The organism is Sphingomonas pokkalii, from assembly GCF_003096275.1.
Classification (GTDB): domain Bacteria; phylum Pseudomonadota; class Alphaproteobacteria; order Sphingomonadales; family Sphingomonadaceae; genus Sphingomonas; species Sphingomonas pokkalii.
This window is the reverse complement of sequence record NZ_QENQ01000001.1, coordinates 862,283-883,702: the sequence shown is the minus strand read 5'-3', so window position 1 is coordinate 883,702 and position 21,420 is coordinate 862,283. Positions and strand designations below refer to the sequence as shown.

19 protein-coding genes are annotated in these 21,420 nt (G+C 64.4%); 9 read left to right on the top strand and 10 right to left on the bottom strand.

Going from position 1 to position 21,420, the window contains the following annotated elements; all coding sequences use genetic code 11:
- Positions 1-588, bottom strand: a 588-nt coding sequence (locus DD559_RS20055) for an ATP-grasp domain-containing protein (RefSeq protein ID WP_240610114.1), incomplete at its 3' end; no start/stop codon positions are given.
- A gap of 372 nt (positions 589-960) precedes the next feature.
- Here DD559_RS20055 and DD559_RS04040 point away from each other — a divergent pair.
- The 5 genes from DD559_RS04040 to DD559_RS04020 all read left to right on the top strand — a co-directional run bounded on the left by DD559_RS04040 (position 961) and on the right by DD559_RS04020 (position 4,698).
- Positions 961-1,470: a flavin reductase family protein gene (locus tag DD559_RS04040; protein WP_116468053.1), complete on the top strand. Its 510-nt coding sequence runs from the start codon at positions 961-963 to the stop codon at positions 1,468-1,470.
- A 224-nt stretch (positions 1,471-1,694) separates the two neighbouring features.
- Complete coding sequence (locus tag DD559_RS04035) at positions 1,695-2,681, top strand: thiamine pyrophosphate-dependent dehydrogenase E1 component subunit alpha (RefSeq protein ID WP_116470704.1); 987 nt, start codon at positions 1,695-1,697, stop codon at positions 2,679-2,681.
- On the top strand, positions 2,678-3,679 hold the full coding sequence (locus DD559_RS04030) for an alpha-ketoacid dehydrogenase subunit beta (RefSeq protein ID WP_116468052.1): 1,002 nt from the start codon (positions 2,678-2,680) through the stop codon (positions 3,677-3,679). Before DD559_RS04035 ends, DD559_RS04030 begins: the two co-directional genes overlap by 4 nt.
- Before the next feature lie 12 nt (positions 3,680-3,691).
- A complete protein-coding gene (locus DD559_RS04025) occupies positions 3,692-3,922 on the top strand; it encodes a biotin/lipoyl-containing protein (RefSeq protein WP_116468051.1) in 231 nt (76 codons plus the stop codon).
- An 86-nt stretch (positions 3,923-4,008) separates the two neighbouring features.
- The gene (locus tag DD559_RS04020; protein WP_116468050.1) at positions 4,009-4,698 is read left to right on the top strand and encodes an SDR family NAD(P)-dependent oxidoreductase; all 690 of its coding nucleotides are present in this window, start codon (positions 4,009-4,011) and stop codon (positions 4,696-4,698) included.
- Positions 4,699-4,878: 180 nt separating this feature from the next.
- On the opposite strand, the gene DD559_RS04015 is transcribed toward DD559_RS04020, so the two are convergent.
- The 8 genes from DD559_RS04015 to DD559_RS03980 form a co-directional block, all read right to left on the bottom strand.
- Entirely contained in the window at positions 4,879-5,298 is a 420-nt protein-coding gene (locus DD559_RS04015; RefSeq protein ID WP_116468049.1) for a carboxymuconolactone decarboxylase family protein, read from the bottom strand.
- A 180-nt stretch (positions 5,299-5,478) separates the two neighbouring features.
- Positions 5,479-7,779 (bottom strand): TonB-dependent receptor, encoded by a 2,301-nt coding sequence (locus DD559_RS04010; RefSeq protein ID WP_206364440.1) that lies wholly within the window; start codon positions 7,777-7,779, stop codon positions 5,479-5,481.
- Positions 7,780-8,108: 329 nt separating this feature from the next.
- The gene (locus DD559_RS04005) at positions 8,109-8,957 is read right to left on the bottom strand and encodes an IclR family transcriptional regulator (RefSeq protein WP_116468047.1); all 849 of its coding nucleotides are present in this window, start codon (positions 8,955-8,957) and stop codon (positions 8,109-8,111) included.
- Between the two features lie 326 nt (positions 8,958-9,283).
- On the bottom strand, positions 9,284-10,219 hold the full coding sequence (locus DD559_RS04000; RefSeq protein WP_116468046.1) for an alpha/beta hydrolase: 936 nt from the start codon (positions 10,217-10,219) through the stop codon (positions 9,284-9,286).
- 58 nt (positions 10,220-10,277) lie between these two features.
- The gene (locus DD559_RS03995) at positions 10,278-10,829 is read right to left on the bottom strand and encodes a VOC family protein (protein ID WP_116468045.1); all 552 of its coding nucleotides are present in this window, start codon (positions 10,827-10,829) and stop codon (positions 10,278-10,280) included.
- Between the two features lie 86 nt (positions 10,830-10,915).
- Entirely contained in the window at positions 10,916-11,686 is a 771-nt protein-coding gene (locus tag DD559_RS03990; RefSeq protein WP_116468044.1) for an SDR family NAD(P)-dependent oxidoreductase, read from the bottom strand.
- Between the two features lie 44 nt (positions 11,687-11,730).
- Entirely contained in the window at positions 11,731-12,606 is an 876-nt protein-coding gene (locus tag DD559_RS03985) for a fumarylacetoacetate hydrolase family protein (RefSeq protein ID WP_116468043.1), read from the bottom strand.
- A 40-nt stretch (positions 12,607-12,646) separates the two neighbouring features.
- Positions 12,647-13,897: a thiolase family protein gene (locus tag DD559_RS03980; RefSeq protein ID WP_240610113.1), complete on the bottom strand. Its 1,251-nt coding sequence runs from the start codon at positions 13,895-13,897 to the stop codon at positions 12,647-12,649.
- A gap of 436 nt (positions 13,898-14,333) precedes the next feature.
- Here DD559_RS03980 and DD559_RS03975 point away from each other — a divergent pair, with 436 nt between their 5' ends.
- From DD559_RS03975 to DD559_RS03960, 4 genes are all read left to right on the top strand, one after another.
- The gene (locus tag DD559_RS03975) at positions 14,334-15,599 is read left to right on the top strand and encodes a cytochrome P450 (RefSeq protein WP_116468042.1); all 1,266 of its coding nucleotides are present in this window, start codon (positions 14,334-14,336) and stop codon (positions 15,597-15,599) included.
- Between the two features lie 46 nt (positions 15,600-15,645).
- A complete protein-coding gene (locus tag DD559_RS03970) occupies positions 15,646-15,981 on the top strand; it encodes a 2Fe-2S iron-sulfur cluster-binding protein (RefSeq protein WP_116468041.1) in 336 nt (111 codons plus the stop codon).
- Between the two features lie 394 nt (positions 15,982-16,375).
- Complete coding sequence (locus DD559_RS03965) at positions 16,376-16,855, top strand: IS5 family transposase (protein ID WP_116468040.1); 480 nt, start codon at positions 16,376-16,378, stop codon at positions 16,853-16,855.
- 885 nt (positions 16,856-17,740) lie between these two features.
- Entirely contained in the window at positions 17,741-20,419 is a 2,679-nt protein-coding gene (locus tag DD559_RS03960) for a glycoside hydrolase family 2 TIM barrel-domain containing protein (protein ID WP_165830966.1), read from the top strand.
- Between the two features lie 23 nt (positions 20,420-20,442).
- Here the strand turns inward: DD559_RS03960 and DD559_RS03955 are convergent, their stop codons facing one another.
- On the bottom strand, positions 20,443-21,405 hold the full coding sequence (locus DD559_RS03955) for a fumarylacetoacetate hydrolase family protein (RefSeq protein ID WP_116468038.1): 963 nt from the start codon (positions 21,403-21,405) through the stop codon (positions 20,443-20,445).
- Between the last annotated feature and the right edge of the window lie 15 nt (positions 21,406-21,420).

Below are 21,420 nucleotides of genomic sequence, written 5' to 3'. Positions count from 1 at the left end.
ATCATACACCTTGCCGGCGAGGCTCTGCGCCTGCTTGGCGAGATCGCCCTCCAGGCCCAGCGCATTGGCGACAGCGCGGCCATGGTGCGGCATGAAGCCGGTCGCGGGATCGACGTCGAAGGTGTGGATCTTCTCAGGCGTGTCGTGCGCGACGGTTTCGATGTCCATGCCGCCTTCGGTCGAGACGACGAACGCAACCCGACCGGTGGCGCGATCGACCAGCAGTGCGAGGTAGAATTCCTTGGCGATGTCGACGCCGTCGGTGACGTACAGGCGGTTGACCTGCTTGCCGGCAGCGCCGGTCTGGATCGTCACCAGCGTGTTGCCGAGCATCTCGGTCGCGGCGTGGCGGACCTCGTCCTCGGTCTTGGCGAGGCGGACGCCGCCCTTGGCTTCGGCCGGCAGTTCCTTGAACTTGCCCTTGCCGCGGCCGCCGGCATGAATCTGCGCCTTCACGACATAGAGCGGTCCAGGCAGCTTCTTCGAGGCTTCGACGGCCTCCTCGACGCTAAGAGCAGCAAAGCCGGCCGGCACGGGCACGCCGAACTTCGCGAGCAGTTCCTTGGCCTGATATTCGTGGATGTTCATCGGCGATCTCGCTGTCGTCCTGCGGGACTGTTGGGGTTGGACGAGCGCCCGCGCCGGGCGCTCCGTGGGGCGCGTCGTCGCTGCGTCGAGGGAATGGCTCTCTCTATCGGGGCGGTGCCGGCGCAGCCAAGAGCATCGCCCGCGAAATCACGTACCTGACGAAATCCTGCACTGCAGCATTCGTCCCCAGCCATATCAGGGACATGATTGCAGCGGAGCCCGCGTCGCCCAGCCGATTGTCGCCCGCGTCGCGATCAATACAAAGAAGCGAACGATTCAAAGCAGGGAAGGCGACGGCAGGTTCATGCCGGGGGCGCCGATGCGCTCCTGGTGCGCAAGAACGGCCCTGCTTCGCAAGAGGCGCAAGCAGGCATGGAAACCCCCTTCATCACCGACGAACCCTTGCTCGACGAAGCGTTCAAGCAGGCGATGCGTCGCCTGGCCACCACCGTGACGATCATCACCACCCGCGGCGCGGACTCGCTTCCGCTCGGCATGACCGCGACGGCGGTCACGTCGCTTTCCGCCGCGCCGCCGTCGCTGCTGGCCTGCGTCAACCGCAGCACGAGCATCCACGCGCATCTCGCGACGGGCACCGACTTCTGCGTCAACCTCCTGTCCGAGCAGCACCACGAACTTTCCTCCGCGTTCGGCGGCAAGGTGGCACCGGCCGAGCGCTTCGGACTGGGGGGCTGGGACTTGCAGCATCTCCCCTATCTGAAGGACGCGCAGGTCAATTTCGCCTGCACCGTGGACGGCTTGTTCGAATATGGCACCCACACGATCGTGATCGGACGCATTCACGGCATCCGCATGCCTGGCCGGTTCGCGCCTCTGCTATATGGCGACGGCCGCTTCCTTTCCACGGGATCGCAAGGCTGACGCTTCCGCGGTACCGGAACGGCCCTCGCGACGCGCCTGTTCACGAGGGCGCCCGCTTCCGAAGCGACGGCCGAGGGGCGGCCCGATATCAGCTATCGGATGCCTGCCGCCCGAAGGGCAATAAGCCGGTGTCTGTGCTTGCGGCCCGCCCCACGATCTTGCGATGGGATCATCCATACCCCCGAGCGGTGAACGGTCGGCAATTTCTTACGGAGTCGATGCAGATGGAGAGCAACTACGCACCGGACGGCCCAACGCAGTTGGCCATATACGAGCGGGTTGCGCTGCTGAAGGCCAACGACGAACGCAGCCGCAAGGTGATCATGAGCGGCCGGCTGGTGATGCCCTATTACAGCTATCGCGGCCAGGAAGTGATCCCGGCCGCCATGGCCGCCGCGCTCACCGACGACGATTATTGGGTCACCATCTATCGCGGCATTCACGACATGCTGGCCAAGGGCATGCCGCTGAACGACCTGTGGGCGGAGATCGCCGGCCGGGTGGATGGCACGTGCAAGGGCAAGGGCGGCCCGATGCACCTGACCTATCCGGCCAAGGGCATCATGGTCACTACCGGCATCGTCGGTTCGTCGATGCCGATCGCCAACGGCATCGCCTGGGGATCGCAGCTTTCGGGCAACGACCGGGTCACGGTGGCGACCTTCGGCGACGGCGCATCGAACATCGGTGCGTTCCACGAGAGCCTCAACCTCGCCTCGGTGTGGAAGCTGCCGGTCATCTTCCTGTGCCAGAACAATCTGTACGGCGAGCATACCACCTATGAAAAGGCGACGGCGGCCAAGCGCATCGTCGATCGCGCCGCCGCCTATGACATGCCCGGCGTGCGGGTGAACGGGAACGACCCGATCGAAATGTTCGCCGCGGCACGCGAGGCCGTCGCCCGCGCCCGCGCCGGCGAAGGACCGACCCTGATCGAAGCGATGACCTTCCGCTTCCACGGCCATGTCTTCGGCGATGCCGATGCCTATATGGACAAGGCGCAGAAGCAGGCGGCGATGGATGCCGATCCGGTGCCGATCTTTCGCGCGCGCCTGATCGCGGAAGGAATCGCGACCGAAGCGCAGCTCGCCGAAATCGAAGCGGCGATCGAGGCGCGGATCGACGCGGCGGTGGAATTCGCCCTCGCCTCGCCGTTCCCCGAACTGAGCGAACTCACCAAAGACGTATTCGCCGAAGGAGTGGTGGCATGACCGGAACCGCAACCAAGGCAAAGCCCGTGACGATCCTGCAGGCGATCAACAGCGCCATCGCCGATGCCATGGCGGCCGACGACAAGGTGGTGGTGCTGGGCGAAGACGTTGCCGATCCCGAGGATGGCGGCGTCGTCGGCGTGACCAAGGGGCTTTCGAGCCGCTTCGGCGAGCATCGGGTGCGTTCGACGCCGATCGCCGAACAGGCGATCATCGGCGCGGCGATCGGTGCCAGCCTGGTCGGCTACAAGCCGGTGGCCGAGATCATGCTGATGAACTTCACCACCGTCGCCATGGACATGATCGTCAATCACGCGGCCAAGCTGCGCTTCATGTCCGGCGGGCAGACGCATGTGCCCATCGTGATCCGCACGATGACCGGCACCGGCTTCGGCTCGGGTGGCCAGCATTGCGACTATCTGGAAGCGTGGTTCGCGCATACCGCGGGCATCAAGGTCGTCGCGCCGTCGAACCCGGCCGATGCCTATGGGCTGATGCGGGCCGCGATCGACGATCCGGATCCGGTGCTCTATATCGAAAACCTTCCCGCCTATTGGGCGCAGGGCGAAGCGCCGGCACCCGGGCATGTCGTGCCGCTCGGCAAGGCGAAGGTGGTGAAGCAGGGAACGGACGTCACCATCGTCAGCTATTCGCGCGTCCTCACCGAGGCACTGGCCGCCGTGGAGCAGATGGAAGCCGCCGGCGTCTCGGCGGAGATCATCGACCTGCGCACCATCTCCCCCTGGGACAAGGAAGCGGTGTTCGCCTCCGTCGCCAAGACCGGCCGCTGCCTGATTACTCATGAGGCGGTGACCGAATTCGGCGTGGGCGCTGAAATCGCCGCCAGCCTGCAATCGGCATTCTTCGGCAAGCTCAAGGCACCCGTCGCGCGGCTCGGCGCCCCCTATGCGCCGGTGCCGTTCTCCAAGCCGCTGGAAAGCGCCTATGCGCCGACCGCCGGCCGCATCGCCGAAGCGGCGATTTCTCTAGCGAAGTAGGAAGCATCTTCGATGGCAACTGAAGTCCTTCTGCCCAAACTCGGCTTTTCGATGAACGAAGGTACCCTGGCCGAATGGATGGTCGCCGATGGCGGCCAGGTCGTCGAGGGCCAGCCGCTGTTCGCGCTGGAGAGCGACAAATCGACCAACGAGGTCGAAAGCCCGGCGAGCGGGACGCTCAAGATCATCGCCGCGGCCGGCGAAGTGTACGAAGTGGGCACCGTGCTCGGCATCATCGAGTAAGGCCGGAGGATCGCGTGCCGCCGGGCCGTATCGGCCGGGCGAGCCCCGTCGCCGCGCTCCAGAGGTTATTTGCAGGGAGCAGAGACATGCCAGGCCGAAGCATCATCGTCACCGGAGGGTTCGGCGCGCTGGGGCGCTGCGTGGCGCGCAGTTTCGCCGAGGCGGGTAACAAGGTCGCGCGGATCGATTTCACCGCTGCAGCGCCGGAACCGCTTGCCCGGGCACTGGACCTCGGGGGCGTGGACCTCACCGATACCGACGCCTGCGCCCGTGCCGTCGCTTCCGTCGTCCAAGCCCATGGCGGGATCGACGTCCTGGTCAACATCGCCGGCGGCTTCACCTGGGAAAGGTTGCAGGATGGCAGCGTCGACAGCTGGGAACGCATGTTCGCGATGAACCTCCGGACGACGGCGACGATGATCAAGGCCGCATTGCCGTGGCTATCGGCCAGCAACGCCGGCCGCATCCTCAACATCGGCGCGGGCGCTGCGCTCCACGCCGCCGCCGGCATGGGCGCCTATGCCGCGTCCAAGGCGGGCGTCCATCGTCTGACCGAAAGCCTGGCGGCAGAACTGAACGGCGGCAACGTCACCGTGAATGCAGTCCTGCCCAGCATCATCGATACGCCGGCAAACCGGGCGGACATGCCGGACGCGGATACCAGCCAATGGGTCCACCCACAGGCCATTGCCGACGCGATCCTGTTCCTGGCATCCGACGCGGCCCGGGCGATCAGCGGCGGGCTGATCCCGGTAACCCGCGGGACGCCGGCCTGATCCGAAGGCCGCGGGCGCCAGCGATCCGTGCTGTGGCCGCACGAAGATCGCCGTGCCGTGGTCGTGCGCCACGAACACGCGCGTGCTGATCTGCGCCAGTTCGGGAAGTTGCTCCAGCGGCACCGCCAGGTACTCCGCGCGACGCGCTGGCGCCGGATGGCCCGCGCAGGGACGCCAGGCCTATAGCAGGCCGCGCTCCTCAGCGGTGCGGACCTGCCCATCGAGACCGCGTTCGCGCAGCACCTCGACCACGGCCGACGTCGCACTCGCCACCGCCGGAAACCCGACATAGGGAATGGCCTGAATCAGCGCTTCCTCGATCTCGCGCGCCGAAAGCCCGTTGGTGAGGCCGATCCGGATGTGATTCTTCAGTTCGAGCGTCTGCCGTTGCGCGATCAGCACCCCGATGACGACCAAGCTGCGCTGCTTGCGTTCCATTCCCTCGCGGGCCCAGACGCTGCCGAACGCAAAGTCGGTGGCGAGTTTCGCAATGCTTGCGCCGAAGCCGGTGCCCTGCAGGCCCTGACGAAGCTCTGCAGCCTTGTCCTCTCCCATGATCTCGGCGAAGACGCGCAGTCCACGTTCGGTAACATCCTGCATCCGACACTCCGTCCTTTGGCTAGGCCCTGTATCACCCACTCGGGAATGCTTGCGCCTGATGGATGACGACCCGCTAGATGGCCCGGCCGACGCCACGCGGCGGGCAGGTGCGGCGTGGCAGGGGAGCAGATCGCCGCGAGCGGCGCCATGCCCTTGTCCGTGCCACGCCACCGCCTTCGATCAGAATTCGACCGTCGCGGACGCGCCGAAGGTTCGCGGCGCACCGAAAATAGCGCTCGAGAAACCGAATGCCTGCAACTGCGCATTGCGGAAGCTGATATACTCCTTGTCGAAAATATTTCGGACCCACAATTGGCCGCTGACCCGCGAGCCCAGAACGTGCTTCCAGTTGAGCGATGCGTTGGCCAGGAAGTAGCCGTCGATGATATTGTACTTCTTGCCGAATGCGGCGTCATACGGCGAGAAGACGTTGGTCTGGCTGATCGAACTCGTATAATAGCCGGAAACCGTGGTCGAGATGACGCCCGACGCCGGATCGATCGGCCATTCGTAGGTCGCCGCAGCATTGACCTGATGCTTGGGCGTCTGCGCGGGCGTGGCGCCGCTCAGGTCCACTGCGGGCACCAGCGTGGCCCCCGTCAGCCCGTCGCCATTTCCGCCGACAGCGGGGAAGCGGAAATCCTTGAACTTCGCATGGATGTAATTGTAGCTGCCATCCAGCGTGAGATGCGGGATCGGCGAGTATCGCACCTCCAGGTCCAAGCCATAAACCTCAAGCTTCGCCGCATTGAAGACGCCGTACGCGGAAGAGCCGTCATCGTAATTTGCGTTGTACTTGATCTGCTTGTCCTTCGTACGGCCATAATAGACCGCGACATTGGTGCGGATGGGGCGGTCGCCGAGCCGCCAATCGGCCTTCAGGCCACCCTCGAACATCGTCGTGGTTTCGGGCTGGTAGAAGGGCACCTCCCGGATCGTGAAGTTCGTTCCTCCGGCAAGATATCCGTGGCTCGCCTTGACGTAGGCCAGGACATCGCGGCTGAACTTGTTGGTGAGGACGATGTTCCAGCTGGGTGCCTTGAAATCTCTTGCCCGCTTGGCGAAGCAATTGCCAAGATCCTTGTCCGCATATCCAGCCAGCGCCAGAGGCGCGCACGGAATCGAGGCCGTACGGAGGAAAATGGGGCCTACCTGGGGCAGGATACCGTTCGCCTGCGCTGCGGAAACGCGCGACGACACATGGTCCCAATTGTATCGGATGCCGCCGGAGATGCCGAGCTTGCTGGTGATGTCGAACTCACCATTGGCATAAGCCGCCTTTGACGTGAACTTGTGCCGTTCAAAATTCAAGACGCTGGTATCCAGCGGCGCCTTGAAAAACGCCAGGTACAAGCTCTGCGCGACGATGGCGTTGATGCCCTGCGTCCTGTCCTGCTGCGAGACGTATCCCCCCACGCTCAGGCGCAAGCGCTTGTCCAAACCGGTGTAGCGCAAGGTGAAGTCATTGTTCCATTGGTCGGTCTTCGTGTTGTTGTAGACGTTCACCAGATAGAGCGACGTTCCGCTGTCCTCTTCCGCCGTGGTATTATTGTCGTGCCGGAAACCGAGCACGTTCCGAAGGGTGAGGTTGTCCGAAAGGTCGATGCTCACCTTGTGCTGGATGCCGTAGAGATCGGACTTCCCGAACGAGGGCGCCTGGATGCCCGACGGATTCGGTCCCATATAGACCGTCTTACGATCGCCGGTCTTTTCGCCCAGCAGGCCCGGATTGATCCCAAGCGCGTTGGGGCCGAAGGCGATGGGGATGAAGGCGGGCTGGGTTTCGTCGCGGTTGTAATAGTCGAGGATCAGCACATTCTCGACCGGGCCGCTGCTCATCAGCATCGTCCCACGAAGCGAGTAGTGGTTCTCGTTGGAGAGACGATCCGGAACCGCGCCGCCCCCAGCAGGATTGTTCACATAACCGTCACGCTTCACATAATTTCCGGCGAAGCGGAACGACAACACGTCGTTCACGGGAATGTTCACCATTCCCTCTACTTCGCGGCGGTTATAGTTACCATATCCCGCCTTCAGATACCCTTCGAAGTTCTTCGTCGGCAGATTCGTGCGGACCGTGATCGTACCGCCGGTGGTGTTGGTCCCGAACTGCGTGCCTTGCGGCCCCTTGAGCACTTCGACGGTGGAGACGTCGTAGAAGGCGTTCACCATGCCGACCGTCGAGATCAGCGGTACATCGTTGAAATACAGGGCGACGCCGCCATCGATCCCGGTCTCGGTCGACGTACCGCGAATCGCGAAGATGGGAGAGCCGCCGGTGGCGTTTGCGGAAATCGTGAGGCCCGGGGTTACCGTCTGAAGATCCTGGACATTCAGGACCACTTTCCGCGTGAGATCCTTGCTGTCGAGCGCATTGACGGTGATGGGAAGCGACTGAGACGTTTCGGCAACTTTCCGGGCCGTGACCACGATGTCGCCGAGTTGATCGCTCGAAGAACCGGCGGGAGCAGTCTGTGCCATTGCGGGCGTCGCTACGGACGCGGCCGCAATCGTGGCAAGCGATACAACAGCCAGCTTGCGCGCATTCAATCTCATTCGGGCCTCTCCCCACGTATTTTCCACCGGAACTACCGGTCGGGTCGAACGACCGTAGTGCAGTCCGGGGCGCCCTTTCGACCTTCTAATTGTCGCGGAGGGGAGCAATCAGAGATGGAATTATCGACCATCATACATGGAATATGGGGCCCGCGGACGCGCCGAAAGGGCACGCAACTACCCGGTCGAACCGCGTTCGGCCGCAACGGCGACCCGAGCGCCGATCGGGCATCGGGTCGCTTGTCGTAACGGTATCAGTTCGTGTCCGGCTGCAGGGCGCCTTCGGCCGCCGGACCGATCAGATGCGATCCGATTTCCTCGTGCAGGGCGAGAACGAACTCGTCCTTGTTGTCGCGAAGGATTTCCGTCGGTGCCGCGATCCCGATCGAAAGCCGTTCTTCGCTCTTTTCGAGCTGCGGCAGCCGCATCGCGATCACGCCTGCGCCCGCGGTGACGGTGTCGTGCTGGAATGCATAGCCATTGTCCCGCACCGCCTGCACGCGGTCGAGCAGCGTGGCGACCGGCACCTTCACGTCGACTTCCTGCGGCTCTGCATTGTAGCGCACGCCAATGCGCTTGATTTCGCTGTCCGGGAGATCGGCGATCAGCGTGAGGCCGGTCGCCGAGCAGGCCAGCGGCCGGCGCGAACCCTTCACGACATACAGCCGCACGGGGCTCGTAGCCTGGACGACATGGATATATTGCGACCAGACATGGTTGCGGACAGCGAGCACGACCGCCTGGCCGGTGCGCACGTTCAGCCGGTGCATGAGGCGGATCAGCGGACCGTCGCTGAGCAGCGGCCCGTTCACCCAGCTGCCGAGCAGGGCAACCCGCGTGGTCGGCGCAAAGGCACGGGTCGGGGCGTTATAAGAGAGATAGCCCATGACGACGAGGCTGCGCAGCAGCACCGAGGTGCTCGATTGCGGCATCTCCAGCAGTTCCGACACTTCGGACACCAGCGCTTCGCGCTTGAGCACATCGAACAGTTCGAGAATGCGGAGCACGCGACCGGCGGATTTCACGATCTGATCGGTATCGTCGCGTTCGTGGCCGGCCACCCAGCGTTCACCCAGGGCCTGGCCAAGTCTGGCAAGTTCCATGCGTCCTCTCCTTATTGATTTGCGTCAAACCTAACAGGTGTTCGGTTTTTCTGCAACGGCAGTAGGCGGGACAAAAATGCGCTGGAAACGTGGCCGGGACATTCTCCACCGCCATCGAATCTCGTCGCCGACGAAGAAGACAGAACATTGATTTTGTTATAAATTGCCACGCCCTGCGGCAGCGCGCGTCCTGATGGTCGCGTTCACGCGCACCACCGCCGCGCCGGATCGTACTGCTTTGGCACAAGCCGTTCCGCACATCCCGCGGTGCGAGTCGAACGGCTGCGGACGGGAAATGCGGAACGCGCCGCCGACGCGTTCCTGTGCTAGGCTGTCTGCCCGAAATGCTGCGCAGCAAAGTCTGCGGTTGTCCGAAGCGCCTCGATGCTGCTCGGATGCTGGACGGCGATGGATTGGAAGGCGTGGATCACCCCTGCGATCCGTTTCGCCACGACCTTGTTGCCCGCCGCCGAGAGTGTCGCGGCATAGGCTTCGCCCTCGTCCCGCAGCGGATCATGTTCGGCCGTCAGCACCAAGGCCGGGGGAAGACCGCGCAAATCCTGTGCACGCAACGGGCTCAGATACGGATCATTGCGATCCGCCTCGCGCGCATATTGCTGCCAGAACCACATCATCAGCGCGCGGGTCAGCAACTTGCCTTCCCCGTTTTCGACGTAGGAGGGACGGTCGAAATCGTGATCGCACACCGGGCAGGTCAGTATCTGGCAGCACAACGCCGGCCCCGCGCGATCGCGCGCCATCAGCGCCACCGCAGCGGCAAGGTTGGCACCCGCGCTGTCGCCGGCAATCCCTACCCGCACCGGATCGAAGCCCAGCGCCGCGGCATTCGCTGCCGCCCATGCGAGGACGGCGTAGCAATCCTCCAGCGGGCGGGGATAAGGATGTTCCGGCGCAAGCCGATAGTCGATGGAGAGGATGGCGCACTCCGCGCGGTGCGCGATGAAGTGGCAGCGATATTCATCCCCGTCCAGCGATCCGCGAACCCAACCGCCGCCATGGATGTTCAGGAGAACCGGATGCGGGCGCGGCGTCGCGGGCCGGTAGATTCGCACCGGAACCGGAAAGCCATCCTCGGCCGGCACCCTGCGCACCTCGACCGCAACGGCGTGCGGCAAAGGCGGTATCAAGACGGGGGAGCCGCGCATTTCCCGCGCAATCTCCAAAGGCGGCCGCGCGAAGTCGATCGGCGGCAACGCGTTGATAACGTCGAGAATGGCCTGGAAATCGCGATCGATCGTCATGCCCCGTCGTCCCTACCCCGTCCGCCGGCCCCAATTCGATGTGGCCGGCGAACCCGCTTCACCCCTGCGCCGTGCCGTGCACCTTTTCGGCAAGCCCGCGCGCCCAGTCCTCGGCCGAAACATAGGTGGGGTTGTTGCGGACCATGGCTTCGGTCCTGGCGTAGATCTCGGCCTCCGGCGCATCCAGATCGAGCGTCTCGGCGCAAGGCTGCGCTACATACCAGGGCGACCCGGCATAAAGCTCGATACGATTGCCTTCGGGATCGTAGCAATAGATGCTCCACGCATTGCCGTGGTTCATCGTTCGGTCCACCCGAACCCCTTCGCGCTTCAGAATGTCGTTGAAGGTCTGCAAATCCTTCAGCGAGTCCAGCCGAAAGGAGAGTTGGTTGATGAGGCCCGTGCCCATTTCCTCCTTGCGTCCTTCGATCAGCACGATCTGATGATGTTCGGTTTCGCTGCGGCTGAGGAACACGATCCGGCCGCGGTCGGACACGCCGGTATCGGTGACGGCCATGCCGAGCACCCGGCTGTAAAAACCTGCCATCGTGTCGATATCGCGCACATATAATCCGACATGGCGGAACTGTGCATTGGGTGGTGTGGTCATGCTGCCATTCTCCTTACCCTTGAGTACGTGTTGAACGGAGCCGACTGGTGCGGGCGCGCCGGCCGGATCGGCGGGCAGCGCGCGTATCAGGAGGCTCGAACCAGTCCGCCGTCCACGTAGAAGGTCTGCGCGGTGATGAGATCCGCATCCGAACTCGCTAGGAACGACAGGACGCCCGCCATGTCCTCCGGCGTCGGCGCCCGCGGAATTGCCTGGCGTTCGGCGAGGATACCGTAGAGCTGTTCGGACGTCAGACCGCGGAAATTGGGCTCGCGCGCAAGCGTGCCTTCGGTCCGGGTGAACCCCGGTGCGATGGCGTTTACGGTAATGCCCTCCGCCCCCAGTTCGCTCGCCAGCGCTCGGGTGAACCCGATCACGCCGCCCTTGCTGGCGATGTAATGGGTCAGTCCCGGCGCGACCTGGCCGAAGCTGTTCGAGGCCATGTTGATCACCCGCCCCCAGCGACGCTCGCGCATTGCCGGCACGAAGCGCTTCGACACCAGAAAGACCGAGTCGAGATTGACGGCCATCATGCGCCGCCAGCCTGCGAGGTCGAGATCCTCGAAGCGGCAGCTCGGGAAGATGCCCGCATTGTTGACCAGGATGTCGCAGCGGCCAAAGGCGCGCTCAACGTCTTCCCCCAAGCCGGCCACTTCATTGGGATCGCTGATATCGCGGTTGAACACGACGGCACGACCGCCGACCGTGCGGATTTCGTCCAGCGTCTGGGTCGCGGGGTTGATGTCGACAACGGCGACGTCCGCCCCCTCCGACGCCAGGCGCACGGCAAAGGCACGGCCGATGCCATGCGCGCCACCCGTTACGACCGCGACCTTGCCTGCATGGCGCTTTTCCATCGATCTATCCTGCTGTTGAAGGGTTGGGCTGCACGACGCGACGATCACAGGATCGCGAAGTCGTTTGCTTCCTTGACGACCGTGTTCCGCAAGGTGCCGATGCCGGAGATTTCGACTTCGACCGTGTCGCCGTCCTTCATCCACAGCGGGGGCGTGTGGAAGGCACCGACGCCGCCGGTCGTGCCCGTGATGATCACGTCCCCGGGCACCAGCGTGATGAAGGAAGAGCAATAGGATACCAGCGCCGGCACGTCGAAGATCAGGTCGTCGAGCGTCGCCGACTGGACTTCCTGGCCGTTCAGGCGCGTCTTGAGCGACTGGTCGGCGATGTTCGGCAGTTCATCGGTGGTCGTCAGCCACGGGCCGAACGCCCCGGTGTTCGGGAAATTCTTGCCCGGCCCGAACTGCTGCGAATGCCGCTGCCAGTCGCGAACGCTGCCGTCGTTGTAGCACGAATAGCCCGCCACATAGTCGAGTGCCGTTTCCACGGGAACGTACCGGCACCGCTTGCCGATGACGACCGCGAGCTCGCCTTCGTAATCGAACTTTTCCGATACCTTCGGGCAGATCATCGGGTTGTGCGCGCCGACCTGGCTTTCGGCGAACCGCATGAAGATCATCGGCTTGGGCGGCATCTCGCGGCCGGTTTCCTTGACGTGGCTGGCGAAATTGACGCCGACACAGAGGATCTTATCTGGCTTCGGAATCACCGGCAGCAATTTGGCGTCGGCGAAGCGCAGCGACGGCGCGTTGCCGGCGCTGGACTTGGCGTAGGCGAGCCCCTCTGAATCCGCCAGCAGGTCGCGGAGCGACGCGTACCGGGTACCGAGATCGATGATGCCCTCGGGCGCGTCGGAAGCACCGGTGACGATGCCGATGCGCTCGCTTCCATTCTGGCCGATATAGCTGGTCAATTTCATGGCTTCGACTTTCTTGTCCGGTTTGAAGGTCTTGAGGCGATCATTTCCCGCCCAGGATCGTGACGGTGGTTGCCGCTTCCTCATGTCCCAGGAAGCCGCCGCCATTTTCGGCGATACCCCAGCGGGCATTTTCGACCTGCCTGGCGCCCGCCTCCCCGCGCAGCTGCGTCACCAGTTCGTGCAGCTGGAGGATGCCGGTCGCGCCCACCGGGTGCCCCTTGGAGAGCAAGCCGCCCGACGGGTTGACCGGGATGCGCCCGCCAAGGGCCGTGGCGCCCGATTCTGTGAACGCCCCGCCTTCGCCGCGGGCGCAGAACCCCAGATTCTCGATCTGCAGGATTTCGGCGAAGGCGGTCGCGTCGTGCACCTCCGCCAGCGACATTGCCTCGGGCCCCACCCCGGCCTGGGCATAGGCACGCAGCGCCGCGCGCCGGCCGACATGGTTGTCCAGATCGTCGGGATGGCGATCGGACGAGGATACCAGGGCACAGGCGCCGACGGGCACCGCACGGGCCGCATCGAAGCGCTTCAACGCACTACCCGTGCACAGCATCATGGCGGCTGCACCGTCGCTGATCGGCGCACACATCGCACGGGTGAACGGCCACGATACCGGCTTGTCCGCCAGCACCTCGTCCGTCGTCATGTCGAAGCGGTATTGCGCATCCGGGTTCATCGTCGAGTGGCGATGATTTTTCGATGCGACCGCCGCGATCTGGCGCTGGGTCGTGCCGAAGCGCGCCATGTGATAGCGGGCGAACGCCGCATAGATGTCCATGAAGACCGAGCGTTCGGACGCCGGCTCGACACCCTCCGGGATCGGCATGTCCTTGGCGAGCGACAGCAGCGCCTCAATCTGACTGTCGAATTGCAGCGTATCGGTGCTGCCCCTGAAGGCGCGAAACATACCCTCCCGGTTCTCCGGGAAGAACATCTTTTCCGCGCCGATCACCAGCGCGACTTCGCCCAGTCCCGCACGCAGGAATGCCACCGCGTTGTAGAATGCCGTGCTGCCGCTGGCGCACGCATTCTCGACATTGGTGATCGGGATTCCGGTGATGCCGTTCGGGCGAAGCGCCACCTCGCCGCGAATACCGTTCTGCCCCTCCAGCAGCGCCTGGCGCGTGTTGCTGAACCATGCCGCCTCGATCGAAGCGGCATTTTCCAGACCCGCGTCCGCCAAGGCCTTGGCGAGCGCCATGCCCGTCATTTCGCGCACGGGGCGGTCGGGGAACTTGCCGAGCGACGTCATGCCGGAACCGACGATGTACACGTCCAGATTCGACCGCACGACTGCCTCTCCCTGCTTGCTGTTGTGGCGCAGCGAATGTCCTTCGCCGCTGACCTCACGGGGCTACACACAGGCCGCGGCGGTGGGCAAGAACTGTCACCGCATGGGCACGCTCGTAACGCCGCTAATCAGGATTGTGATGCCGCCGGGTTCGACATGGGCTCCGATCGAGATGCGCCGACCGCCACGGCGCCGAGGTGCGTCCAAGGATATCATATCGCTGATACACCCCGCGATGCACGCGCAATGAAACGTAGCAACCTACTGTATTATATTTCTTTTATTTTCGGACGGACGGAACGAGCAGCGCCTCGATTCCGCCCGATGCGGCCCTTCGTCTTCGCCCAGGGTCGTTGCCTTCGCCTGCGATAGCGGCGAGGAATCGAGGCAACGGGACAAGGGTATTCCGCCGACACGGCGGAAGGTGGAGTCGTAGATGCAAACTGAAATTGATGCGCACAATATTCCGGTCGGTTGCCCGATGCACGATGCCGGCGCGCGCTTCCGTCCGTTCGTGCACGAAGGCATGTACGACCTGTTCGCCGAACTACGCGCGACCGTGCCGATCTTCTATTCGCCCGAGATCGACTATTGGGTGGTGACCCGGCGCGAAGATGTGATCGCCGTGCTGCGCGACCATGAGCGCTTCTCCGCCGTCAACGCGACGCAGCCGGTGACCCCCTGGCCGCCGGAAATGCTGCAGTTCCTCGTCGATCAGGGCTTCACCAACGAAAGCGTCCAGGTGGCGTGCGATCCGCCGCGGCACACGCGCGTCCGAAGCCATGTCCAGGGCTTCCTCAACCCGAAACGGCTTCAGTCCTACGAAGCCCAGGTTCGGGATCTCGTCCGCGGATATGTAGCGGCGATGCAGGGTAAAGAGAGCGTCGATCTCGTCGACGCGCTCACCTACGAACTGCCCGCGCGGACCGCGTTTCTCCTGCTCGGGGTGAAGGATGTGGATCCGCGCCGCGTGAAGGCCTGGACCGAATTGCGCGTCAAGCTGATGCACGGCCATCCGTCCCGCGAAGAGCAAATGGCGGCAGCGGACGAACTGCTCGATTTCTGGAGATTCTCCTGCGATCTGTTCGAACAGCGCAAACGCGCCCCGCAGGACGATTACCCCAGCTTCCTGCTCGCATCCCGTGGCGGCGACGACTCCAAGCTGACCGAGAACGAGATCAAGAGCCTCACCTTCGCGCTGCTCCTTGCCGCGCACGAAACGACGTCGAACGCGTCGGCGAACCTTCTTCTCGAACTGCTCCGCCGCCCGACCGACTGGCAGGCGCTGGTCGACGATCCGACGTTGATACCCAACGCGGTGGAAGAAGGGCTGCGCTACGTATCGTCGGTCGTCGCGTGGCGACGCCAGGCGAAAGAAAGCGTCGAGGTCGGCGGGACCGCGCTGCCGGCCGGCACCAAGTTCCTGCTCTCGCTCGCGTCCGCCGGGCGCGACGAAGCGACCTTCGAAAATGGCGAGACATTCGACATCCGGCGCAAGAACGCACGCGCGCATGTCGCGTTCGGCAACGGCATCCATTTCTGCATGGGCGCGCCGATCGCGCGCATGCAGATGCGCATGATGCTCGAAGAACTCACTGCGGCGTTCCCGGCGATGACGCTGATGCGCGAGCAGCCGATCGACATCGCCGGCGTGCTCACCTTCCGGGGGCCGACACGCCTTCCCGTACGGCTCAACGGCTGACCTGTCGGCCGCCCTTCCCAACACAGAAAAGCAGTGGAACACGCGCATGGACACGCAGAAGATCACATTTTCGTTCGTATCGCCGGACGGTGATCGACAGGACGTCACGGCGTCGCCGGGCGAGACGGTGATGCAGGTTGCCTATCAGCACGGTATCGAAGGCATCGCCGCGGAATGTGGTGGCTCCATGTCGTGCGGAACCTGTCACGTCGTTCTCGACGCCGCTGCTTTCGAGCGCCTCGACGCGCCGACGGAGGGCGAAATCGAAATGCTGGACCTTGTTTCGAGCGCCCGCCAGCCGACGAGCCGGCTGAGCTGCCAGGTCAAGGTTTCCGAAGGCCTGGCGGGCGCATCGGTACACATCCCCGAATCGCAATTTTGAACCGGACGTTCCTGGCGGCGCCGCCCCAACCATCACATCCGAGATGGTTGGGGCGGCCGACTCCACACGCCCTGGGCAACATGCAAAATGCCTCTCGCAGCAATGCCGGGGCGCACGATGTGCCTCCATCGGAATGATGCGCGAATGTCGAAGAGATCAAACGATCCGGGACAGGAGAGGAAAAAAACGATGCAACACGACACGACAAGGGCGCGTGGGTTCACGGCCGCCGATGTCTGCTTGGCCCTTGCAGGGATAACGCCATTGCTTTGCCTGGCGCTTGCGTTCTGGCTTTGCGGCGTTCTCTTTTAAGGACGGACGACGCCCACCGACCATAGTTGGGCAGAGCTCCGTATTGCTGGCGGTTTGAGAGACTGACCCAAAATTATCCGCTGTGATATCATTGGTTTGCGATGCCGCGTGCGAATCTCGATGGTCCATTTCCCTTGGCCGATCGCGCGGCGGCTTCAGCACCAAGCTCCACGCTCGGTGCGACACCAAAGGCAGGCCTCTCGGCTTCGTCCTGACGCCAGGCCAGAGCAACGACGTCCCAGGCTTCGGCCCGCTGTTTCGCATGATCGGCGACAAGATCGAGGCGCTGCTGGCCGATAAGGGCTATGACGCCGACGCCCTTCGCGAGGAACTGGCAAATGCCGAGGTCGAGGCCGTCATTCCGGCTAAAAGCAACCGGCGCGAACCCATCCCGCATGACCGAGAAAAGTATCGCTCGCGCAACCTCGTCGAGCGCCTGTTCAACAAGCTCAAGAATTGGCGCCGCATCGCCGCCCGCTACGACAAAACCAAGGAGTCCTATCTCGGCTTCGTCAACATCGTCTCAGTCCTGCAGTGGACACCCTTTGTCCACGAAACCTAGTGTGACTCCCGGCGTGCGTTCGTTGGAACTCCCGCTTTGAAACCAAGCCCTTGCGGAGCGATCAAGTCTCCCCCTTCTGCCCCCCGATGGGCGGAAACCATGGATTTGTCAAAGACTTGGCGGATCGCGTACGCCGTTGGGCCATATGCGAAAGAAGGGCCGCGTCCTGCCGCGCAGGCTTCATGAGATCCGAAGGCGACAGCCTTTGTGAATCGTCGGCGATCCCATCCAGCGTCGCACCATGCGTCCCCGCCCGAGCACAGCTCCAGCGACAAACAGAGAACATCGCGGCTCCACCAAATCCATAAAAGAAATTTATCAACTGCGATAAGCCTTTTTGAGTTTGCCGGTACGATCTCGCCGTGCGATTGGTATGACCAATAATAGGGCGGGGGAGGTTATGCGCAGGCTTCTGTGGGCTACCAAAGCTAGCCTGTGCGCGTACATTATTCCGTACACGCGCAGTCGAGCGCGCCAAGACCGGAACGCCCAACCAATACCGACGCGGTCCCCGGCGGACAGCACGCCATGGCGCCGCCGCTCGATCCTTCAGCAGACAGAGGAGATCATCGTCAGCGCCTCTCGCATCGATCGCAGCGGCGTTCGACGAGGATCATGCGGCGGTCCCCTGGGTAGAGACCGACATGGTTCGCGCCTTCAAGCCCGGCGAGGGCCGCCCGCTCGGCTCCTTCGACGTGCACGGGATGCTGGAGGCGCTGCGCAAGCGCGATCCGTTCACCACGTACCTGGAGAAGAAATAGGGCAGCCTTCTGCCATCTGCAGGACACTGATCTACGAAAGCTGCGCGAAGCGACCGGCAGGTCGTGGCAGAAGACTGGCCGCCGGGCATGCCGGAACGGCCAAAGCCTTGGGAGAGAGATGAATATGTTGAAGCGTTCGGCCGTCGCATCCGCCCTGCTGTGTTCCGCCGCCCTTCTGGCCCAGCAGGCCGTGGCGCAGCCACAGGCACCCACCGCCCGGCAGGCACCGAGCACCGAGCCGCGGGCGGTGTTGGACCTTTCCAAGGGGTGGCGCTTCCACTTCGGCGATGCCGGCGATGCGCCGGCGGCACCGGATTTCGAGGATTCCGCGTGGCAGCCGGTGGCAGTGCCGCATACTTGGAACAAGGTCGGCACCTATGCGGTTCAGCGCGCCGCCGATTCGGATATGCGCCAGGGCAAGGGCTGGTATCGCTGCAGCTTCGCGGTTCCGGCAGCGCTGAACGGGCGGCGCCTGTTCCTCGAATTCGACGGTGTCTCCAAGATCGCCGACATCTGGGTCAACGGCCGCCATGTCGGCAGCCATGCCGGCGCGTTCGGCCGCTTCCGCATCGACGTGACGGGCGCCGTCCGGCCGGGCGACAACAGCCTCGCCGTCCGCGCCGACAACAGCGCCTCGGCCCCCGGAAGCAGCACCGAACATGTGATCCCGCTGGGCGGCGATTTCTTCGTGCAGGGCGGCATCTATCGCGGCGTTCGGCTGCTCGCGGTCGACGCAGCGCATATCGATCTCGCCGATCATGGCGGGCCGGGCGTGTATCTGCGCACGTCGCGCGTTTCGGCGGAACGCGCCGAGGTCGCGGCGAAGACGCTGCTGCGCAACCTCGGCACCCGGCGCCGCACGCTGACTTTGGTCACCACCGTCCAGGATGCCGGCGGCACGCCCGTCGCGACCGATCGCGCGCCCGTCGCGCTCGCCCCGGGCCAGGCATCGACGGTGGAGCGCGCCCTCACCGTCGCGACCCCGCATCTCTGGCAGGGTCGCGCGGATCCCTATCTCTACCGCGTCGTCAGCGAACTGCGCGACGGTTCGCGCGTGATCGACCGGCAGGTCCAGCCGCTCGGCATCCGCAGCTTCGCCTTCGATGCCGAACGCGGCTTCCTGCTCAACGGCAAGGTCACGCCACTCCACGGCGTATCGCGGCACCAGGATGTGCAGGGCAAGGGCTGGGCGCTGACGCCCGAGGACCATGCCAGCGACATGGCCTTCGCGGTCGAGATCGGCGCGAACACCATCCGCCACGCCCATTACCAGCACGCGCAGGAATGGAGCGACGAAGCCGATCGTGCCGGCATGGTCGTCTGGGCGGAACTGCCCTTCGTCCATGAAGCCAATGTCGAGCCCAGCGAAGCCCCGGCCGCCGCAACGATCGCCAATGCCGAAGAACAGCTGCGCGAACTGATCCGGCAGAACTACAACCATCCCTCGATCATGCTTTGGTCGGTCGGCAACGAGGCCGATATCGGCGCGGCGATCGACGCGATGCGCAAGGGCGACGGCAAGCCCGCCCAGTCGCGCGCGATGCTCGAAAAGCTCGATCGGCTGGCGCGCGCCGAAGATACCAGCCGCCCCACCGTCTATGCCGATTGCTGCGAAGATACGCCCTCGATCCTCTCGATGCAGGGGGCACCCAGCCTCAACGGCATCACGCAGGTGATGGGGCTCAATCGCTATTATGGCTGGTATTATGGCGACCTAGGCGGCGTCGGCCCAGCACTCGACGCGCTCCACGCCAAACACCCGACGCTGCCGATAGGCCTCAGCGAATGGGGTGCTGGCGGCGCCATGACCCAGCACAGCGACAATCCCCGCGGCGGCCCGGTCGCCGCCTATGGCCGCCCGCAGCCGGAGGAGTATCAGAGCCTCGCCATCGAGGAAAACTGGAAGCAGATTCGCACCCGCCCCTATCTCGCGGCGAGTTGGCTGTGGAACCTGTTCGATTTCGCCACCACGATGCGCAACGAAGGCGATGCGACCGACGTCAACACCAAGGGGCTCGTCTCCTACGATCGCAAGACGCGCAAGGACGCCTTCTACTTCTTGAAAGCCAGTTGGTCGGATGCGCCGACGCTGCACCTCAACGGCCGCCGCTATGTCGACCGCGCCTATACGGTGACCGACGTGCGCGGCTATTCGAACGCCGATCGCGTCTCGCTGTCGCTGAACGGCAAGCCGGTGGGCGAGGTCACCTGCCCGGATCGCATCTGCGTCTGGCCGGGCGTGGCCCTGACGCCAGGGGCCAACCACCTCGTCGCAACCGCGACGATCGGCGGCAAGCAGATCAGCGACGCGCTTGACTGGAACGCGCCCGACCCGCGCAAGGGCGTGTTCATCGATAGCGGCGCGCTGGTCGGCAGCACGATGGGCGGCGATAGCTACGGCTCGGACGCGTTCTTCCGCGGCGGCACGGGCAAGGTGATATCGGCAGGCCGCAATCCGATGGCGGTACCGCCCAAGGTGGAAGGCACCGACATGCCGGCGCTGTTCGGCAGCTACCGCGAGGGCAGGTTCGGCTACGACATCCCCCTGCCCGACGGCAGCTGGACCATCACCATCGCCAGCCTGGAACCCGATGCGACGAAGGGCGCGGCACGCAGCTTCACAGTGCTGGCGAACGGCCAGCGCGTGATCGAAAGCTTCGCGCCGATGCAGGCGGCAGGCGGCGCGAACAAGGCGGTGACGCGCAGCTTCGCGGTGAAGAGCAGTGGCGGCCGCCTCGTGCTCGATTTCGAGCCCGTCGGCGGCGACGCGGTGGTGGCGGGGATCGCGATCCGGCCGAACTGAGGCCGGGGGAGGACGCTGGCGCCTCAGCGCGCCAGCGTCACCTGCTGGTCGATCCTGCCGAAATGGGCGGCCTCCTCACCCACCTGCATCCGCACCCGATCGCCCGCGCTCAGGAAGGGCGTGCGGAATTCGCCATGGGCGATCCGCTCGATCGCGCGACGCTCGGAAATGCAGGTCGATCCGACCACGTCGTACCCTGGATTGGAAACGGTGCCCGATCCGATGATCGTCCCCGCCGCCAGGCTGCGGGTCCGCGCGGCATGGGCGATCAGTTCGTGGAAGCCATAGGCCATGGCGTCGCCATTGGGGTTGCCGAACCAGGCGCCGTTCACTTCCACGGTCAGCGGCAGGCATACCCGACCGTTCCGCCACGCATCGCCGAGTTCGTCGGGCGTCACCGCAAAGGGCGCGAGGCTGCACGCCGGCTTCGCCTGAACCCAGCCGAACCCGGTCTTCATCTCCAGCGGCGCGATCGTGCGCAGCGACCAATCGTTGATCAGCACGATCAGCCGGACATGCGCCAGCGCGTCGTCGGCCGAGCAGCCCATCGGCACCAGGCCCGTGACGACGCCGAACTCGCCCTCGAAGTCGATACCGTCGTCGGCGGAGGGGAACGGCACCTCCCCGCCCGGTGCAAGGAACTGGTGGCTCATGCCCTGATACATCAGCGGCTTGTCAGTCTCGATCGGGGCATGGTTGAAGGCCTGCTGCATCAGCTCGCCATGCGTCGGGAATGCCGATCCATCGAGCCACTGCCAAGTACGCGGCAGCGGCGCACACAGCGTCGCGCCATCGATCGCGTTTCCTTCCCCCGCCGCCAAACGCTCGGCAAGCGCGCCGAGCGCCGGAAGGGCGGCGTCCCAGCGCTCCAGCGCGCCGAGCAGATGCGGCCAGTCCGGACCGGCAGAGAGACCGCGCATGCCGTCGGCGGAAACAACGAGCAGTTCGCCGTCGGCCGTGCTGTTGTCGCGGGTCGCAAATCGCATGGTAGTTCCTTCTCG

Coding starts and splice junctions, on each gene's coding strand:
- DD559_RS04040 (WP_116468053.1), top strand. CDS start 961: ATGGAAACCCCCTTCATCACCGACGAACCCTTGCTCGACGAAGCGTTC.
- DD559_RS04035 (WP_116470704.1), top strand. CDS start 1,695: ATGGAGAGCAACTACGCACCGGACGGCCCAACGCAGTTGGCCATATAC.
- DD559_RS04030 (WP_116468052.1), top strand. CDS start 2,678: ATGACCGGAACCGCAACCAAGGCAAAGCCCGTGACGATCCTGCAGGCG.
- DD559_RS04025 (WP_116468051.1), top strand. CDS start 3,692: ATGGCAACTGAAGTCCTTCTGCCCAAACTCGGCTTTTCGATGAACGAA.
- DD559_RS04020 (WP_116468050.1), top strand. CDS start 4,009: ATGCCAGGCCGAAGCATCATCGTCACCGGAGGGTTCGGCGCGCTGGGG.
- DD559_RS04015 (WP_116468049.1), bottom strand. CDS start 5,298: ATGCAGGATGTTACCGAACGTGGACTGCGCGTCTTCGCCGAGATCATG.
- DD559_RS04010 (WP_206364440.1), bottom strand. CDS start 7,779: ATGGCACAGACTGCTCCCGCCGGTTCTTCGAGCGATCAACTCGGCGAC.
- DD559_RS04005 (WP_116468047.1), bottom strand. CDS start 8,957: ATGGAACTTGCCAGACTTGGCCAGGCCCTGGGTGAACGCTGGGTGGCC.
- DD559_RS04000 (WP_116468046.1), bottom strand. CDS start 10,219: ATGACGATCGATCGCGATTTCCAGGCCATTCTCGACGTTATCAACGCG.
- DD559_RS03995 (WP_116468045.1), bottom strand. CDS start 10,829: ATGACCACACCACCCAATGCACAGTTCCGCCATGTCGGATTATATGTG.
- DD559_RS03990 (WP_116468044.1), bottom strand. CDS start 11,686: ATGGAAAAGCGCCATGCAGGCAAGGTCGCGGTCGTAACGGGTGGCGCG.
- DD559_RS03985 (WP_116468043.1), bottom strand. CDS start 12,606: ATGAAATTGACCAGCTATATCGGCCAGAATGGAAGCGAGCGCATCGGC.
- DD559_RS03975 (WP_116468042.1), top strand. CDS start 14,334: ATGCAAACTGAAATTGATGCGCACAATATTCCGGTCGGTTGCCCGATG.
- DD559_RS03970 (WP_116468041.1), top strand. CDS start 15,646: ATGGACACGCAGAAGATCACATTTTCGTTCGTATCGCCGGACGGTGAT.
- DD559_RS03960 (WP_165830966.1), top strand. CDS start 17,741: ATGTTGAAGCGTTCGGCCGTCGCATCCGCCCTGCTGTGTTCCGCCGCC.
- DD559_RS03955 (WP_116468038.1), bottom strand. CDS start 21,405: ATGCGATTTGCGACCCGCGACAACAGCACGGCCGACGGCGAACTGCTC.